This is a genomic window from Chryseobacterium fluminis, from assembly GCF_026314945.1.
Classification (GTDB): Bacteria; Bacteroidota; Bacteroidia; order Flavobacteriales; family Weeksellaceae; genus Chryseobacterium; species Chryseobacterium fluminis.
On the sequence record NZ_CP111121.1, the window covers coordinates 3,901,856 to 3,920,808 of the forward strand.

An 18,953-nucleotide genomic window follows, 5' to 3' on the forward strand; every position below is an offset into this window, starting at 1 on the left:
TGCAAAGGACTATAGATTACGAAAAAATGTGAAGACAAATTACATTACAAACCGGATTTCGTAACGTTACAAAAATGACAATTATGTTGTTTTGCTCTTATTCAAAACGTATCTTTCGTCCATAGAAATGATGTCTTTTTCAATGTTGATTTTATAGTATTTATCAGGGTTTTCAGTAAATGTATTGATCATGTAAAACTCAGCTAGTTTCACGCCGAGAGTATTATTAATTTCTTTATTGATGGAGTTTTTTTCTTTTAAAAATCTTTTATAGCCAGAATCATTTTCAAGTAATTTTTTTACGGCTTCAAGAATCTCCTTCTTCTTTAGTTTCAAATTATCTTCCCTAATTTTATTTTTTTCAATATTCTTTAATGTTTTCGTAGTTGGATGTCTAACTGTAAAATAAATTTCAAACAAATCCACTTCATATTCATCCAAACTATTTGTTAAAATACCATCCGTATGATTCAGAAAAAGATAGTACAATGATTTAGGTTGGTGTCCCAAACGAATTTCATGTTTTCCTATGGTAAGTATTCCCTTTTCATCCACACGTATCGGTTCTTTTGGAATTTGGTTTAGAATCAAACTAAAATTATCAACCATTGAATTCCGGATAGAATCTATAAGTGCCTTTAGATGAGTTATTATGACAATATCAATGTTTTCACTCAAAATTCTCTGAACACATGAATCGCAGATATATCCCTGACGAAGTTTAAACATAATTTCTTTTTTATTTCCACAAAAGTCATTTATACATCCAATAGATTCCATGTGAATATTGGGTTCAGAAAAAATATCATCAATATTTAATTTCATTAAAGACTGAATAATATTCTCTACAATTTGAAAGGCAATTCCATACTTTGAATCTTTATCCGAAAAATACTGCCAATCGTTGGAATCCACAAAGATATTATGACCGTTAAAACCACTGAACCAGCTCTCATCATGTTTATTTGGTGATATTAATACAGCATAATTCTCAGGTGGGATTTTATTAATAATCCTGTACATATTCAGGATTTCCCAATACTGTACAAAGGATAACCGTTTTTGAAGAGAATAATTCTTAATCTGTAGTTGGAGTATTTCGGCGGGTATTGTTTCACCTTTAACAAATTTTACCGTTCCGGGAACAGTATTGAGTAGTCTTACAACTTCATCCAATTCCTCCTGTGGATATTGAGGAAGTGCAGTAACAATAATATTCATTCTGAAAATTTAAACCCTAAATGTAGCGACTGTTTGGAAAATAAACAAGAAACGCTAAAAAATGCTAAAGTTTATTCTCTTTTTTGGTTTTTCGATTTTTTGCGGTTATATTTTTATTGAGGTCGGTTTTTCCGAAATCATAAACTTCCCTAAACAATACAATAATGGAAGAAAAAATATTTAAATATTCTGTAAGTAAAAGAATATTCAACAAAAAATTGGAGGATGGTCAGTTTAAAACCATATATAATTCAATGATTCCGATAAAATCAACAATAGAAGACTTTTCGAAATTAATTTTAAAGCCGGAGGCACACAGTTGGTGTGGTGGTACATTTTCAGGATTAATAAGTGATAATAACTGGATTGAATCTTCAATCATTGGGATGGATTTTGATAAAGGAGAAATCACTTTGGAAGATGTGTATTTAAAATTTAGAGAATTTGATATTATTCCAAATTTGCATTATGATACTTTCAGTAGTTCCGAACAACTACATAAATTCAGAGTTGTTCTCTTTTTTGATAGTCCGATTAAATGTATAAAGATGTACACAAAAATAATGAGAACTTTGGAAAAGTTATTCTCCACGGATCCCAGCTGTAAAAATCCTTCCCGAATTTTCTATGGTGGAACCAATGTTCATATAAAAAATAAAATTCCTCTTTCTCTAGAATATTTTATTCAATTTATAGATATCAATACAATTGCCAGAGATAATAATCTTACCAGAAGTACTATTGATACTAGTTCAATTGATGCTAATTTTTGTAAATCCTTATATACTAATAATAAGAATGTACATTTTTTAGCATCACATAATAAATTAAATTGTACTTCTATGGCAGGGGAACAAGTAATTGATTGGAATCAGGCGTGTGAAAAAATAAAAATCTTAAATGATTTCAATACCGGAGAATGGTTACATCATCAGGAATTATTTGGATTGGCGACCAATCTAATGTATATGAGAGGGGGATTAAAGAAAATGAAATCAATCATGAATAAATTTAACAAATCTGGTGAAACGGAATATTCCAAAAATAACTTTGCCATATTACCTTATGTAAAACTTAAAGAATATAATCCGATTCCAGTTCATAGGTTTTCATCCCATCAGGAAGATCAGGAGATTCATGATATTATAACCAAAGTTCGCAATATCCGGGGACATATCGAGGTCATAACACCGGTACAGAATATAAGTCTCAAAGAGGCGGAGGAAAAAATGATTTCAAAATTCAATGAGGTTATTTCAAATGATGAAACCGGTATAACCTATATTTTCTCACTGCCAACCGCTATTGGTAAAACCCGGTTGCTTGAAAATGTGGAAAAATGTATTGTTGCCTTACCGACCAATCATTTGAAAAATGAAATAATGGAAAGAATGAATGTTTCGTATACTTATTCACCGGATTCGATTCAATTTAATGACCCCTTTCTTAATAAAAAAATTGAATATTTTTATCAGATCGGATTACCGAAAAAATCAATGAAAATCATACGAAATATTGCAGAAGGAAAATATTCATCCAACAAGGAAGATGTACAGTTGGCAATAGATTACTGTCATCAACTTGACCTGTGTGATAATCCAGACATAACCGTTTTATCAACACACAAAAGAATAATCAATTCTGATTCTCTTTTGCACAATACCGTAATTTTTGATGAAGATCCTCTAAATACATTAATTGAAATAAAAACAACTTCAGTCAAAGATATAGTTGGAGTGCAGTATCTCTATACACCTTTAAAATCGGTAACAGACCACCTTTTAGGTCTTAAAGAGGGAATTTATGAAACCCCATTATTTAATATAGATGAGGATGATTTATTTAAATTTATTGATGATAAAAGAATATTGGAAACCAATGTGTTTGATTTCCTCAACAGTAAATTCTTTATCAGACATGAAGATTCTATTCATTATATTATGAAAAAGGAATTATCGGAAAACACAAAGAATATTATCCTTTCAGCGACCATTCCAATTGATTTTTATAAAAAACTTTATCCAAATATTGAATTTGAATCTATTAACATAAGAAATGTGGAACAGGTTGGAAAGGTAGTCCAATATACCGGACGTTCATGTTCAAGAAGTGGTCTGGAAAGATATGGGAAGAGCATAAGTGACGAAGTTGGTGATAAAACAGTCATTACATTTCAAAGACTCAAAGAATTATTTAATAATCCAACACAAGATATCCATTTTGGGAACTGTTCCGGATACGATTATCTTAGTGGTAAAGACTTGACCGTTGTTGGAACACCACACCGAAACAATATTGAATATTTTCTTCTTGCCAAATTAATGGGAGTAAAATTCGATTACTTCAACTCACCGTTCCGGTATCAAAAAATTGAATACAATGGGTTCAAATTTATGTTCAATACATTTGATAATGAAGAATTAAGGAACATTCAAATTCCCTTAATAGAATCAGATTTAATACAGGCAGTTGGAAGGGCAAGAACTTTAAGAAATGAATGTATAGCAGAGGTTTATTCCGGACTTCCATTATCAATATCTGACGAATTTATCATCAAAAAGAAATCTGCGTAATCATTAAAAGTCCAATTTAAGATACAAAATGTAAGTTTAAATTTGCAACTTTCATGTAGTTAATCATAAATCACCTACCTGGAATAGTAGGTGATTTTTTTTTGACCTATTTTAATAGGTTAATTCGATTTATTAATTATTTATTGGAAAAAATTGGTAAAAGGCTCTTAAGATTGCTTGAATTCTCAGAAGGTAGAATTGGTTGAGAAGTTGTAGGGGGATTAATTACATTTACCAAATCATTGATTGATAGCCACTCTTCGTATTTTAAATTATACGCTTTGTTTGGTATCGAAATATACTTTGAATCTTCTGATCGAAAAGCATATGCTGCATTTGCTGTGAATACAGATGCTATGGCAGCGTTTCCTTCTGTATTTATTTTTACACCTGACGTAACCGAAAATATTCCACTTTCTATCACATCAAAATTTCTCAAAAGGTAGATTTTATCTGAACTTTTTTGAAGTTTAAGTTTGTTGACTAATGCTTTTTTTCCATTATTATCTAAATCGTTTATAAGTTCAGAAAAACTCGTATTGCTCATTACTGGATAGTACGAAATATCCCATTTTACATGATGTAAATCGGAATTTGACATTAAAGCTTCAACACTCCCATAGATAGGTATTGAAACTTTCAAACTAGACACGGTACTTTTGTCAGTTACAGAACTTTCTTTCAAAACAGATGGTTGTGAATAAATAATAGAAAGACTTTTTAACGGAATTATATCACGAATTACTAGCTTACCATTTTCCATACTACCAATAACAAGCCCTCCTAATTGTTTTTCGACATCAATTAATCTTATTAGTTCAGTCTTAGAATCAAACTTAAGATTTGTTCCGATTGATAAGAGTCGTTCCTTGTTCTCAGTCCCATTATATAATTGTAATCCGCTTAAAGAAATTATTTGGTTTACATCATTTTTTGAATTTGGTATTGCAATGGGATCCAAATTATACTTTACATTTGATTCTGATGGACTATATTTAATTTTGATATTACCTCCCTTGTAAGCTAATGTAGTTATTGCCAGTTCACTGGGTGTAACACTTTTGATGAGTGGGTCAGAATTAGTTGTGGTAGTAGTTGCTTTAGCTACCATTTTAGATTCATTAACTTTTAGTTTCCCCTTGTCATCGTACGACTCAATAAATATAGTAATATCAGTCGTAATATAATTTTTGACAGTCAAAACTGCTTTGTTCTGTGCAAATATTGGTGATGTAACACAGAATAATAGTGCAAATAAGATCACTCTTGTTTTCATGTAATTAAATTTTATGGTTATAGTTATGTAAATTTAAGTGATATTTATGAAAAATAAAATAATAACTTATTAAATTATCAAATGATTAAAAATCATTTACAAGTCATTGTTTAGATTCAACTATTTGTGGCGTTTACCATAAAGTGTTCATTACTAATAATGAACAATTATTTGCTAACATATCAACATTAGTTATTGGAATAATTTTTAGGAAATTTTCTTACAGAACTCAAATACAATTATCACCAGAACTTTTTCAAAAAATATGATTATATTTTATCGGTAATTTATCATACATAATATAGTGTACAATAGTATATCCTATAAGTAAACTATTGAAAAGTTATCTGTAAATATCGTATGATTTTCAAGAGGAAAATTCGAGATTAAAAAAATAACGTAATTATCAAAAGTCCAATTTTTAGACAAAAAAATGGAAAAATTTTATTTTTATTTTGGGGTCTATTTTTTTAAGCAAAATTTTTTCCGGTTTAAATTTAAATCTTGCAAAGTCAGTTTTCTGAACAAAAAAAACGAAAAATTTTATTTTTAAAAATGGGTTTTAAAAAAATCTCAAAGTAATAAACCTAAGACTACGTATACACATTCGAGCTTGGTTTTTCAAGGTTCTATACACCCACAGGGGCAAGGGGGGATTTGATACCCCGGGCTCCCGGGGGCTATAGTAAATTTGATATATCCTGAAAAAAGAAATATTGCCCAAACGAGTAAAAATAAATTTTCTATCCGGAGATACAGCGGTTACATGCGCAATTACAGCTAGAGACTTCTACAGGATTTGCGCTAAAGATTATTTTGCTCTTCAGTTTACTGCAGTCACCGAGGGACCTTGAGAGCTTAATTTTATTTTGCTCTCCAACTATAAAAACCAAACTCCATTCCTGATCAACAGCATGTGATTATTATTTTGCATATTTCTGCGGTAATAAAATTTAAAACAAAAACTAAATCTATTTTAAACGCTAAATAGTGCTAAAAGCGTAGGCAGAACGGCGATTTCGCTGTAAATTTAATTCAGATTTTAAATTACCACAAAATGAGAGTTAAATATAATAGAGTTTCTACTTTAGGTCAGACAGGAAATCGTTTTGAAGCAGATACGGATAAATATGATTTGGTATTATTAGACAAAGTTTCAGGTACAGTAAATTTTAGAGATCGAGAAAAGGGTCGGGAGCTAATTAACTTGACTGAAAAAAATGAAATAAAAGAATTAGTGGTGGAGGAGATTAGCCGTCTGGGGCGAAATACAAGAAATATTTTAGAGACCCTTGAGTTCTTCGATCAGAAAGGGATTAATGTGGTGGTAAGAAACATGGGACTACAATCACGTCCCAATGGACAGAAAAATCCTATATGGACAATGGTCAGTACTATACTAAGCTCGCTGTACCAAAACGAACTTGAGACACAACGTCAACGTTGTGAAGTAGGTCGAATGGTCGCCCGTCAAAAAGGGAACGTGATCTTCGGGAGACCCAATGGAAGCAATGAAAGTGATGCAACCTTTATTAATAAACCAAAAAATAAAAAGGCATTGGAATATTTAAAAAAAGGAAGAACATTAAGAGAGATTGGAAAACTCCTTGAAATGTCAACCAAAACAGTACAAAAGGTAAAAAAAGTTGCTGTCAAACTTGATATGATGTAAATGTAACTAAGCGTAATCCATTGGATTTACCCTTAAATTTTGAATTTTTAAAAAAAACTAGCACTTGCTTGTTAATAGGTACGGTATTTTTGAGTGCAAAATAATATTGGTTTTTGTAATACATTCGACATAATCACCATTACACGTCATCAAATGAAGATTTCTGATTCTCCGGTTTAAATTTAAATCTCTTATAATTTACGGCAAAAATGTACCTTAAATGTACTGATAAGTATACATAAAGTCTTAATAACTTAATATAAAGTACACTTTCAACTAATTAATTTTGAGTTTTGTAGATTCTGCCACAATATTTACGTAAATAAATTTTCACCTTAATGATAGACTAATTATATTTGCCTTAAAAGGAATATTTAATCCTTTTCACGACATTTCGAAAACAGAAAGCTTGTCTAACGACATCCTCGGATAAATCTGGTAAATTTAACATGGAGGGAATTTGTTAGTCACTCTCATGTCATATATCTATATGGCGTGGGGGTGCTACTTATTTGACTCCAGCGGTTTACCAGAACCTATCCGATAAAATAAGTTAGTTGCCCTCACGCTTTCTTATTTAATATTAATTCTTTTTTTGGGGCTAAAAAGAAATAAAAACTTTTAACAATGAAAAAAGTTTATTTATCTCTATTAACTGTAATCTTATTAGGTTCATGTTCAAACAATGATTCTGAAACCACAGAAGAAAACAAAAATCAATCACAACAATTTGTCGGTAAATGGCACCGCTACAAAACGGTAATTCTCAACGGTAAAACCGACACTCCCCTAAGTTCTTACAATCATGCTAAATGTGAAATAGAAGCAATACATGAGTTTACAACAAACAGTAAATACCTATTGACAAATTATGTTTTAAATTCTTCCACTCAACAATGTCAACAAATAGGGAGTATAGAAACATATCCTTATTCTTATAACGCAACAACAAATATTTTAGATATTGATGGAGAACGTTATTACATTAAACATAGTGATTCCAAGGAATTAATTCTTCAAGATTATGACTACTATGATCAAAATGGTGATGGTACAAAAGAAAAGAGATTGAATTATTATAAGAAATAATTAAAAAAATAACTAAACCATGAGTTACATAAATTATTTAAAAGAATTCAATTTTGATATCCTTTTTAAAACATCTTTTCTACTACCTTTTATAGGTATAATAGTTGTCTTAAAGATTTTATCACTTTTATTTTTTTCTATTGGAAAATCTGAAGATGATGAGAATAAGGTTACGATATTTTCAAATATCTTTTTTTATCTAATCATATCTTTCTCTATTCTTACAATCTATGATAATGAAGATCGAAAAGGTGTTCAAAACTTTCGATTCTCCAATTTTGGAAGCGTACATCACGATGAAGATTTATCTGTAGAAAATGAAGTTGAGAAAAGTAATGATTTCGAAAATAATTTTTCAACCAATTTCACTCCCAGTGATGAGACATCATACATTCCAACTCATGAAGAACTTTTACGATTAGAGAAAGATCCGGAGTATCTCCAAACGTTTGAATATTTAGTAAAAGATATTAACAACATAAAAAACCTGAGTGAAGTTACCTCTTTTGAAGTTTGTGGACATGAAGATGGAAAATGTAAATGGTGCGGAAATGTTTTTTCTCAAGAAAAATTACTTAAACCTACCTATTTGGCTATGGGCGAAGTTTTGGGTTTTAGAATGACATTCATGGAAAGTGGATGGAATACATCGGAAATTTATAATTATATAAAAGACTATCAAAAAGGTATAAAGTTTCAATGTATTACCGAAAAGAAAGAATTCTGTTCCTTAAAATGTGAAAAAGAATTTAAAAATAATAGAGGATATTAAAATTAAAATCATACTTATGAAAACACTATCACTTATTGGAATTTTAATAAGTATTTTAGGAATTGTATTGTGTTTCGAAATTATTGATAATTATGTCGAATACGGCGATAAACTTATAGAATATTTAAATTTAAACCACAAAGAAATAAAATACGAAATTTTCTCAATGACTTCTATATTAGATTCCGGTAGAATCATCTGTTTTGCGCTAATGGGACTTTTTATATTCCATCTGTTTATATGTATTAAAGTTTACCGTTCTGAAACTTCCTAAGATATATTCCTTAATAATAATACAAATCAAAACCTGAAAATTATTTCAGGTTTTATTTTTTTATCCAAATTTATTTCTTGGCAGTCCAATTTCATGTTCCTGAGGATATGGTTTCCTAAAAGTCATACTTACATCCTCTTTAATTTGACGGTGAATATCATATTGTTTTTCTTTATCGTAAGAATAACGGGGATCCGGGATCATCGGCATCTTTGCCATTTTATGAATAGTAATGGTTGGAAAGTGAAAATCAACTTCAACCGTTCCGAGTAATAAATAACAACCACCTCCCTGAAAATCATATTCTTTTAAACTGTTTGGAAAATGCGCGGTGTCAAAATAATCACCGTTGACATCAATCCAAGTTCCAAAATACATCGTTCCTTTTTTAGTGGGAACATGTTTTCGAGAAATAAGATATGCTAACATCTTTACTTGTTTTTTATGAAATTTCAGTAAGTCTTTTACGAATACAAATCCTCTATATTTAGTTTTCAGCAAATCAAACGGAGTACATGAAACAGGAAATCCAATTAACTCAATTTCATCAAATGCATCCTCGAAACTCTCTCTTTTCAGTTGTGGAAGTTTAAATTCCTGAACAGGTTCTTCAATTAACATCAAACCTCTATTCTCAGGTTTAAAATTTGTTAGTAGTAATCTTGCTTCAACAAGCAATTCATTTTTTGGTTTAGCAGTAAACCGGAATGCTCCAATAAAAATTAGAATCTGTATTGTTTCAATCCCAATATTAATCCGTCTGATAAAGTCTTCTAATGATTTATAATCTCCGTTAGTTTCACGTTCCTTTACAATATCATGTGCTACTTTTGTTTCCAATCCTTCTAATAGCATCAATCCTAAATAAACATCTGTTCCTTTTAATGTTGTTTGAAAGTCACTTAAATTGACACATGGAACCTGAACATTTCCTCCTGATATTTTTGCCTCATGAATATAAACTTCGGTTCGGTAAAAACCGCCTTGATTATTAATGACTGAAACCATAAATTCTAAAGGGTAATATACTTTTAAATAAAGACTTTGATAACTTTCTACGGCATAAGATGCTGAATGTGCCTTACAGAAAGAATATCCTGCAAAAGATTCGATTTGTCTAAAAGCTTCGGCAGTTAATTGTTCCGAGTGTCCTTTTCTTTTACAGGAATTAAAAAAATTATCTTTCACCTGTTGAAGTTTTTTTAATGATCTTCCTTTTCCACTCATTGCTCGTCTCAGGATATCACCATCGGCTAATGACAATCCCCCGAAATACTGTGCGATCTTAATTACATCCTCTTGGTAAACCATAATCCCGTAAGTCTCTTTCAAATTTTCTTCAAATACAGAATGGAAATATTCAAATTTATCGGGATTATTATGTCTGAAAATGTATTCTTTCATCATTCCGCTTTGGGCAACTCCCGGTCTGATAATAGATGAAGCAGCAACAAGTGTTCTGTAATTGTCACATTTTAATCTTCTTAGTAATCCACGCATTGCCGGAGATTCAATATAAAAACATCCGATCGTTCTTCCTACTGATAAGTATTCATTGCATTTTCCTTCATCTTTGGATAGTGCTGTATCCCGAATATCAACTGTGAATCCTCTTGTCTTTTTAATGAGATTAACCGTATCATTAATAGTTCCTAATCCTCTTTGGGAAAGAATGTCAAATTTTTCAAGTCCTATATCTTCTGCCACATTCATATCGAACTGAACAATCGGAAATCCTTTTGGAGGCATTTCAAGTGCTGTGTAATTTGTAATTGGTTCTTCTGAGATCAAGATCCCACATGAATGCATACTCCGTTGATTAGGATACTTTTCTAATAGTCTCCCGTATTTCTGAACCATTTGCACCACAGAATTTCGGTCATGAGTTTCTATCGGTTTTGCTGCTAGATTATCCAACTCTTCCTTAGGCAAACCAAATACTTTTCCAACCTCTCTGAAAATTGATTTGTATTTAAATTCAACATTAGTCCCACAAAACGCAACATGATCTCTTCCGTAGCGATCAAAAATATATTCTAATATTATATCCCTGTTCTGCCAAGACCAATCAATATCAAAATCGGGTGGTGTTTTTCGGTTAAGATTTAGAAATCTTTCAAAATATAGATCCAATTCCAATGGACAAATATCTGTAATTCCCAAGCAGTAACTCACAATAGAATTTGCACCACTTCCTCTACCCACATGCATAAATCCCATACTATTGCTGTAAAAAATAATATCCCATGTAATAAGAAAGTAGGAACAGAAATTAAGCTCATCTATTACTTTTAATTCCTTCTCAATTCTTTTTTTTGCGATCTCATGATTCAATCCATATCTCTTTTCTAAACCTGAATATGCTAATCGGGTGAGAAGTTTCAGATCATCTTCTTTGGATTTGGTATAAAACTTTTTATTTTTAACTTGTTTAAAATTAAACTCAAAACGACATTCATCAATAATGTTTTTTGTATTGCTTATAATCTCAGGATATCTTTCAAAGATTTTTAAAAGTTTTTCTTCAGAAATAAAATATTCAGATTGCCTGCAAAATTCTTTCTTTGTTAATTTTGAAAGTAATGTATTATTATCAATTGCTCGTAGAATTTTATGTAATTCATATTCGTCATCAGTTTTGAAAGTAACAGAATGAAGAACCACCATTTTAGAAATATGTTTTTTATATTCAGGTCTGATTAAAAAATTTAGTTCATCGATCCGTACACCTATAAATTCATTTTCCTTCAATTTAGACGGAATATTACTCATAGGATATATCACAAAAACATTTTTAAATTCCGGTGCAACCTCTGACAGTTCTTTATTTTCACAGTTGTACTCTGTGACCACTTTATTCACTTCACCTATTCCTGAAAACTCTTTTGAGATTGTTATATAAAAAAGTTTACCATCTTTTCTTACTTCCATACCAACAATAGGTTTAATTCCTACTGCTTCACATTCTTTCTTGAAATCATAAATTCCAGTAACTGTATTGATATCGGTCAAGACCAATTGTTTAACCTCTAATTCATTCGCCTGCTTTACCAATTTTTCAATTGATAAGGTACCATAACGGAGGCTGTGATAAGAATGACAATTCAAAAACATATTTGAAAGATTTGTAGCATTTATTTTCCAAAATCAAAACCCGAAGCACGACCAATTGCATCAATTCCAAATCGGTTTTTGAGATAATCCATTGTTTGATATAAACTCATCTGTTCTTCGGTATCTTCAAACAAATTCATTTGATGATTACCATGTACCAATCCTGTAAACCTAATACCTATTAATCTAAGTCTCATTCTCCTGTTATAAGCCTTATTGAACAGTTCGAGGGCAACCTTTGATAACGTATGATCCACTGAAGTATAAGCTACTTTGGATTGTTTGGTTTCAGTGTCGAAATTGGCGTATCGAATTTTTACCACAACGGTTGAAGTCAGCCATTTTTCATGTCTTAGCTGATAGGTTAGTTTTTCTACCATCCCAGATATCAGTCTTTTCAATTTGATAATATCCATTGTATCATTGTTAAATGTTGTTTCCGTTGAAATTGATTTTCTTTCAGAATAAGGTACAACGGGATTTTCATCAATACCGTTCGCCTTCTTCCAAAGTTCTTTCCCATTTACACCAATCATTTGCTGAAGAACAAGTAACGGCATTTCAGACAATGTATGAATTGTACGGATTCCGATTCGTGACAATAATTGAAAGGTCTTGTCTCCAACCATCGGAATTTTTTTGATGGACAATGGATTTAGAAAAGGTTTTATTTCTGTCTTTTGAATTTCCAACCGTCCAACTGGTTTTGCTTCGCCCGTACCTATTTTTGAAACTGTTTTGTTAGTAGATAAGGCAAAACTTATTGGAAGTCCTGTTTCTTTAGTTACAGCTGATGCAATTTCTTTCGACCACTGATAACATCCGAAAAATTTATCCATTCCTGAAAGATCCAGATAAAATTCATCTATACTTGCCTTTTCCATCACCGGAACTTTCTGTTGGATAATCTCTGTTACAGTATGAGATAAGTCAGAATACATTTCATAATCACCCCGAATTACCTTCGCATCGGGACATAATCGAAGAGCCATTCTTATTGGCATAGCTGAACGTACACCGAATTTTCTTGCTTCATAGGAACAAGATGCAACCACTCCACGGTCTCCACCTCCAATTATTAGAGGTATTCCGTCAAGTTGAGAGTTGTTAAGCCTCTCGCAGGATACAAAAAACGTATCCATGTCCATATGTACAATTGCTTTATTCACATTACAAAGTTAGATACTAATTGTATCATTTTTTATATATTTGTAGATACAATTTGTATCAATGTCAATTTTCTCAGATAACATCAGGTTTATAAGGACTCAAAAAAAATTATCTCAGCAAGAACTTGCAGATAAAATTTCAATAAGTCGTGTTCGTTATTCAAAATACGAAGACGGACGTTCTGAACCACCTTATGAATTATTAATCGGAATCTCAAAGTATTTCAATGTAAGTATTGATTTATTACTTACAGTTGATATAAGAAAATATCCGTTAGAAGATGTCTTAAAACTACCGGATAATAGGATTGTTTTACCTGTTGTTGTTGATAAATTAGGAAACAATAGCATTGAAATTGTCCCTCAGAAGGCATCTATGGGATATCTGTCTGGTTATAGTGATCCCGAATATATTGAAAGTTTGCAAAGAATTTCATTACCTTATCTTACTAATGGAAAATACAGGGCATTCCCTGCGACAGGAGATTCAATGCCTCCATTTAAAGACGGTTCTTTTATTATTGGAAAATACATTGAGAATCTTGAAGATTTAAAATCCAATAAAAGTTATGTTTTTGTAACCCTGAATGATGGGATTTCTTATAAAAGACTCAAAGAAAAAAAGAAAAAAACACTCACTGTTGTTGCTGATAATTCATTCTATGAACCTTATGAAATTCCTTTAAGAGAAATTGTTGAAATTTGGCAGTATGCATCAGGAATTTTTCCAGAAGATTTTGAACCGGATAATTTCGAAAATTGTAATTTGAAAGATATGTTTTTAGAATTGAGAAAGGATATCAAAAACTTAAATCTTTATTTTAATCTTGACCATTAACGCAAAGCAATTTGATTTAAATTTAAACCAATATTTTTTTTATTTTATTAAGAAAACATTTATATTTAGTTCCTAATTATCAAGGACTTCAACATTAAGTTTAAAATTGTTAAACTTATCGATAATTTATATGTATAATGGAGAAACAAAAAAGTTACTTAAAAGATAAACGATCACCTTTAGCCTTAAATGAGAATGTTTCGAAGATAATGAGTAAAAATAAGGCAAAGAATACAAGACCCGAATTATTACTTAGAAAAATGTTATGGAATAATGGTTTAAAAGGCTATAGAATACATCCAAAAACAATCCCCGGAAAACCAGATATTTGTTATTTATCCAAGAAGATTGCAATTTTTGTAAATGGATGCTTTTGGCATAGATGTCCACACTGTAGCTTAACACTACCTAAGAATAATACTGAATTCTGGAAAGAGAAGTTTGAAAAGAATATCAAAAGAGATAAGGAGAAAAATAAAATTCTAGAAAATGATGGTTGGCAAATCGTCACCGTTTGGGAATGTGAATTAAAAAATAAGTTGGAAACAACATTTAAAAATATTGAATTACTAATCTCTAATTAGTTTAGTATAGCTTTAGTAAAAACTTAAACCATGGAAATAAAAAAGACAACAGAAATAAAAAAAATTTGGTATAAGGGAAAAATGAAGGATTTTCCTATTAGTGAGATCCCATTATCAAAATTAATTTACAATAAATATAATGGACGAATTAAAAGTTTAGTTTTATCATATGAATCTGGCATTGGTAGAATATTAAATGCAACAGATACTAAAGATAAAGGTATCATCGAGTCATATCTATATGATTCTGCTGCAAATCGTAATGAAAAAACTTTACAAAGTTTACAAGATTATGGGCAGCAAGAAATTGGTATTGTTACCAGTGATATGATAATTATTGATGGAAATCGTAGAGCTTCATTATTAAATAAATTACATCGTGAAGACAAAATTGAAACTAATGTTTTCAAAGCAATTATATTAGACGAGAAACTTGAAGACAATCCTCTTGAAATAATCAAGTTGGAAACTAACTACCAAATGGGAGTTGATAATAAAGTTGAATATAAGCCAATAGAAAAATATTTAAGATGCCATGAGTTAATTCATGAGCATCAAGTTGATATAAATGAAGTAGCAAAACTAATGTCTGAATCGGTACATCGAATAAACCAATGGTTAGATATTTTAAGTCTAATGAATGAGTATTTGATTTATTTAGATAGCCCAAAAGTCTATACCAGACTCGATAAAAAAGAAGGTCATTTTGTTGACTTATATAACTATATAAAAAAATATAAAGCTAGTAATATAAATGTAATTGAATTAAAGGAAGTTTACTTTGATTATATCAGATTGGGTGTGCCGGTACAACGTGTTAGAATAATCGGAAATCCCAATAATTCACAAAGCCTTTTCGCAAAGCAAGACTTATGGATTCCTTTTTATGAAAACCATAAAATGATTAAAGCTTCATATAACGAAACAAGTTTTAGTTCTGTAAAACCAATTTATCCCGATAAATCAAATGAAGAAATATTTGATAAACTTGACAATGATTTTCAGGACAAGATTGGTTTGCCATTGAAAGAAAATTTGACAGAAGGAGAAATTCAGCTTAAAATATTAGCAGATAGAAATGCCACATTAAAAGAATTGAATAGAATATTAAATTACATAGTAAAATTAAAAATTGTTGAAACTCCCGAAGAAGAAGTAGAACAAATTTCCAAACTATTAGAAAATATCTCACAAAATGCCATATTAAAAAGAGCAGAATTATAAATGATAACACATATTAAAGATCCAAACTCGGATAAATATATTGTGTTTATTCATGGTTTAAGAGGAAGCAAAAAGACCTTTAAGAGATTTTCTGAGTATTTGAGTGAAAATTGGAAGTTGGATTTTGGATTTATGACCTTATTTTTTTCATATTATAAAGAGTTATTTGAGAATAAAGTTATTAGCTTCTTATTTCCAATTTTTCCAAGTTTTATTATTAAGTCAGTATGGTCAAAGAGAAATGATTACAATGCAGATCGATTAGATAAATATATTGATAATGAGTGCAAAAATTGTAGCAATATTATTATTGTGGCACATAGCATGGGAGGATTAGTTGCAAGACAATACTTAGTAAATTGTCGAAAATCTCAAAAAGATATAAGAAAAATTAAAATGCTTATTACTTACGGGACACCTCATAAGGGTTCACATATAGCAAGCTTACTATCTATAAATAATATACCAGTCTTAAGAAATATATATAATCTTATTAGTACGAGATTTAACTACCGAATTTCTCCACAAATAGGAGATTTAGCAGAATTAAATCATTTCATTGTAAAATTAAATGAGGAGTGGCGTGACTATGATTTGGAAAGAAAACTATTATTTATTAGAGTTATCGGAACAACGGATAAATTGGTAAGAGCAGAAAGTGGTCATCTACATGCAGAAGATATTGAAAATATACATAGATTTGAATATGGTCATTCAAAATTAATAAAACCATCAGATAGAGTAACGAAGTTTCCGCCAATTGACTTATTTATTGATAAGATTTCTTCATTAAAATATGAAGAGGAATATTTCGAAGAATTAGAAGAAGAGATTAATTATGACGAAACCGAAACTGAAAATTTTTAATTATACAATAATATAAATTGTGTAAGTTTCGCTATTAGCTTAAAGTACAATTTATGGGAAACCGTAATTTAGATAATTAATATTATCATAATTTTGTGGTAAATAAATACTAAGAAATATTATAATGTTAATTCACTTTGAAATTCTATCGGAGTAAATCTAACATTTATATATTCTTGAAGTATAAATCTATATACAATTTTTTTCGAGATGAAAGATTTCGGAAACTTCTGGAATAAGTAAAAATAACTTATCAGTTGAATTAAACAAGATTTCAACTGATGTCAATAGAATATAAAGAATACTAAATGAATTATGTAAATACTACCTATCAAATAGCTCAAAGAGCTTTAGCCGACTTAAAGTCAGCGATACTCACATTGCTGACCGATGCCGGAGAGAATGGTATGACAAATGCTGAAATAGGTAGAAAATTAGGGATTTACCATGGTCACAGTGGTAAACATGAAGGTCATATACCTCGAGCTCTATTAGAAATTATGAATGGCGAAGGTGTCATCATTCAGGATACATCTACAAAAAGATGGCTAATTAAGAAATAATATTATGGAGCAATTATCCGTTGTAGATTTTTTTTGTGGTGCAGGAGGGTTTTCTGAGGGATTTCGCCAGCTAGGCTTTGATATTTTATATGGCTATGATCACTGGAGACCCGCGGTAGATACTTTTAATCACAATTTTGACTTGGATTGTGAACCTAAAAACATTCTAGATTTTAAGGATTCCATTGAAGAAATATTAAAGATTCCAGATACAGATGTTATTATTGGAAGCCCTCCTTGTGTTAGTTTTTCGAGTTCTAACAAATCCGGTAAAGCAGACAAATCCTTAGGGGTAGATTTAACTGAGACTTTTTTGAGAATTGTTGCTATAAAGAAGCATCAACCCAATTCTAAATTAAAAGCATGGTTTATGGAAAATGTCACCAATTCTAAAAGATATCTCCAACCATCATACACTTTTAAAGATCTTGGTCTTTCAGAATGGGCAGCTTCTCATCGAATTAGCCCACATAAGATCGCTATTGAATTACTGGAAAATACAACGAGTATAAATTCCGCAGAATACGGTGCCATACAATCAAGAATAAGGCTAATTGCTGGAGAAGTTATAAAAAAGAAAAAACTTGTCATACCACCTCCAACCTATAGATCACAAAAAGCAAAATCCAATCTTCCATTATATAAATCTGTAAAATTGTTGAGAGATAACTTTCCCTCTCCTTTCAGCAAAAAAAGCAATGATATAATTTCTGACCTACAATATGACCTTAGCATAAAACAAGATGAGATAACTGATCATTTTTATGACACCGGTGTATATGAGGTAGAATGGAAATTTTCTAGATATTGGAAAATAAACCATCCATATATGGGTAAAATGTCATTCCCTGAAAATGAAAATAATCCAAGTAGAACAATTACCGCTACTAAAATATCTCATTCAAGAGAATCAATTATTTATAGATCAGAAATAAAAAGAAGTGGAAATGGAGAATATCGATTGCCTACAGTAAGAGAGGCTGCTATTATTATGGGATTTCCTATCACATACCAATTTTTAGGTTCCGAAGGTACTAAATGGAGATTAGTTGGCAATGCTGTTTGTTGCTGTGTAAGTAGAGCTCTTGCAAAGGTGGTTATTCAAGAATTAAAAATAGAAAGTAATTCACCATTAAATGTCAGATTAATTCCCAAGTTAGAAAACGTTCCCAATCTTAATACTTATAATACTAAAACATTTGATAATCCACCAATTAAGAATAAGGGCGCAAGATTTAGAAGACACCCCTTTAAAGTAGGGAATATGACGGTTACTTTATCAAATTATGATATTGATAGTAATTCTAAAACTAAAGATAATTGGTTTACATCAATACAATATGGAACAGGTAAAGGATTTCCAATCCAAATGGTTGATGACGGGTATTATTTAAAACTTGAACCAATAATTAAAAGATTCGATGAAGGAAAAAAATTTATTGAAATAATCAATAATGGTTTTTCAGAAAAAATCGGAAATAAATTACAATTACAAGAGATGTATGAAAAACAGGTTTGTATAGATAATTTATTAGAACCAACGATATTAATCGATAAAATTCCTGAGATCATAGAAAGTGTTGGTTGTCCAAATGAACTATTTGAACAAGATGAAATAGTTATATTTGAAAATAAAGAGAAAGTTCCTATCTCTCAACTTTTTGCATTATATGCTGTTAATAGGATCGCTTCAAAAGTTAATCAAAAACAATGACCA

General features: G+C 30.5%; 15 protein-coding genes. 11 read left to right on the top strand and 4 right to left on the bottom strand.

From position 1 onward, the window contains the following. Positions 1 to 81: 81 nt before the first annotated feature. On the bottom strand, positions 82 to 1,221 hold the full coding sequence (locus tag ODZ84_RS17890; protein ID WP_266173738.1) for a hypothetical protein: 1,140 nt from the start codon (positions 1,219 to 1,221) through the stop codon (positions 82 to 84). Between the two features lie 164 nt (positions 1,222 to 1,385). On the opposite strand from ODZ84_RS17890, the gene ODZ84_RS17895 reads away from it, so the two are divergent. Continuing rightward, on the top strand, positions 1,386 to 3,794 hold the full coding sequence (locus ODZ84_RS17895; protein ID WP_266173739.1) for a hypothetical protein: 2,409 nt from the start codon (positions 1,386 to 1,388) through the stop codon (positions 3,792 to 3,794). 136 nt (positions 3,795 to 3,930) lie between these two features. Here ODZ84_RS17895 and ODZ84_RS17900 read toward each other — a convergent pair whose 3' ends face one another. Beyond that, positions 3,931 to 5,070, bottom strand: coding sequence for a hypothetical protein (locus ODZ84_RS17900; RefSeq protein WP_266173740.1), 1,140 nt, complete (start codon positions 5,068 to 5,070; stop codon positions 3,931 to 3,933). A 1,057-nt stretch (positions 5,071 to 6,127) separates the two neighbouring features. On the opposite strand from ODZ84_RS17900, the gene ODZ84_RS17905 reads away from it, so the two are divergent. From ODZ84_RS17905 to ODZ84_RS17920, 4 genes are all read left to right on the top strand, one after another. Further along, positions 6,128 to 6,742: a recombinase family protein gene (locus ODZ84_RS17905; protein WP_266173741.1), complete on the top strand. Its 615-nt coding sequence runs from the start codon at positions 6,128 to 6,130 to the stop codon at positions 6,740 to 6,742. A 627-nt stretch (positions 6,743 to 7,369) separates the two neighbouring features. Then, positions 7,370 to 7,831 (top strand): hypothetical protein, encoded by a 462-nt coding sequence (locus tag ODZ84_RS17910; protein WP_266173743.1) that lies wholly within the window; start codon positions 7,370 to 7,372, stop codon positions 7,829 to 7,831. Between the two features lie 19 nt (positions 7,832 to 7,850). Further along, positions 7,851 to 8,603 carry a hypothetical protein gene (locus ODZ84_RS17915; protein ID WP_266173744.1) on the top strand — a complete coding sequence of 251 codons (753 nt, stop codon included), beginning with the start codon at positions 7,851 to 7,853 and terminating at the stop codon, positions 8,601 to 8,603. 16 nt (positions 8,604 to 8,619) lie between these two features. Beyond that, positions 8,620 to 8,877, top strand: a complete 258-nt coding sequence (locus tag ODZ84_RS17920; protein ID WP_266173745.1) for a hypothetical protein — start codon at positions 8,620 to 8,622, stop codon at positions 8,875 to 8,877. Positions 8,878 to 8,937: 60 nt separating this feature from the next. Here ODZ84_RS17920 and ODZ84_RS17925 read toward each other — a convergent pair whose 3' ends face one another. Further along, positions 8,938 to 11,991: a DNA polymerase III subunit alpha gene (locus ODZ84_RS17925; RefSeq protein WP_266173746.1), complete on the bottom strand. Its 3,054-nt coding sequence runs from the start codon at positions 11,989 to 11,991 to the stop codon at positions 8,938 to 8,940. A 20-nt stretch (positions 11,992 to 12,011) separates the two neighbouring features. Then, positions 12,012 to 13,160, bottom strand: coding sequence for a DNA polymerase IV (dinB, locus tag ODZ84_RS17930; RefSeq protein WP_266173747.1), 1,149 nt, complete (start codon positions 13,158 to 13,160; stop codon positions 12,012 to 12,014). A gap of 61 nt (positions 13,161 to 13,221) precedes the next feature. Here dinB and ODZ84_RS17935 point away from each other — a divergent pair, with 61 nt between their 5' ends. From ODZ84_RS17935 to ODZ84_RS17960, 6 genes are all read left to right on the top strand, one after another. Then, positions 13,222 to 13,998 carry an XRE family transcriptional regulator gene (locus ODZ84_RS17935; RefSeq protein WP_266173748.1) on the top strand — a complete coding sequence of 259 codons (777 nt, stop codon included), beginning with the start codon at positions 13,222 to 13,224 and terminating at the stop codon, positions 13,996 to 13,998. Between the two features lie 137 nt (positions 13,999 to 14,135). Continuing rightward, positions 14,136 to 14,582: a very short patch repair endonuclease gene (locus tag ODZ84_RS17940; protein WP_266173749.1), complete on the top strand. Its 447-nt coding sequence runs from the start codon at positions 14,136 to 14,138 to the stop codon at positions 14,580 to 14,582. A 30-nt stretch (positions 14,583 to 14,612) separates the two neighbouring features. Next, positions 14,613 to 15,806, top strand: a complete 1,194-nt coding sequence (locus tag ODZ84_RS17945) for a hypothetical protein (RefSeq protein ID WP_266173750.1) — start codon at positions 14,613 to 14,615, stop codon at positions 15,804 to 15,806. Next, positions 15,807 to 16,673, top strand: a complete 867-nt coding sequence (locus ODZ84_RS17950; RefSeq protein WP_266173751.1) for an esterase/lipase family protein — start codon at positions 15,807 to 15,809, stop codon at positions 16,671 to 16,673. It begins immediately after the preceding gene. Positions 16,674 to 16,981: 308 nt separating this feature from the next. Further along, positions 16,982 to 17,236: a hypothetical protein gene (locus ODZ84_RS17955; protein WP_266173752.1), complete on the top strand. Its 255-nt coding sequence runs from the start codon at positions 16,982 to 16,984 to the stop codon at positions 17,234 to 17,236. Positions 17,237 to 17,240: 4 nt separating this feature from the next. Further along, a complete protein-coding gene (locus tag ODZ84_RS17960) occupies positions 17,241 to 18,950 on the top strand; it encodes a DNA cytosine methyltransferase (RefSeq protein ID WP_266173753.1) in 1,710 nt (569 codons plus the stop codon). Positions 18,951 to 18,953: the final 3 nt, after the last annotated feature.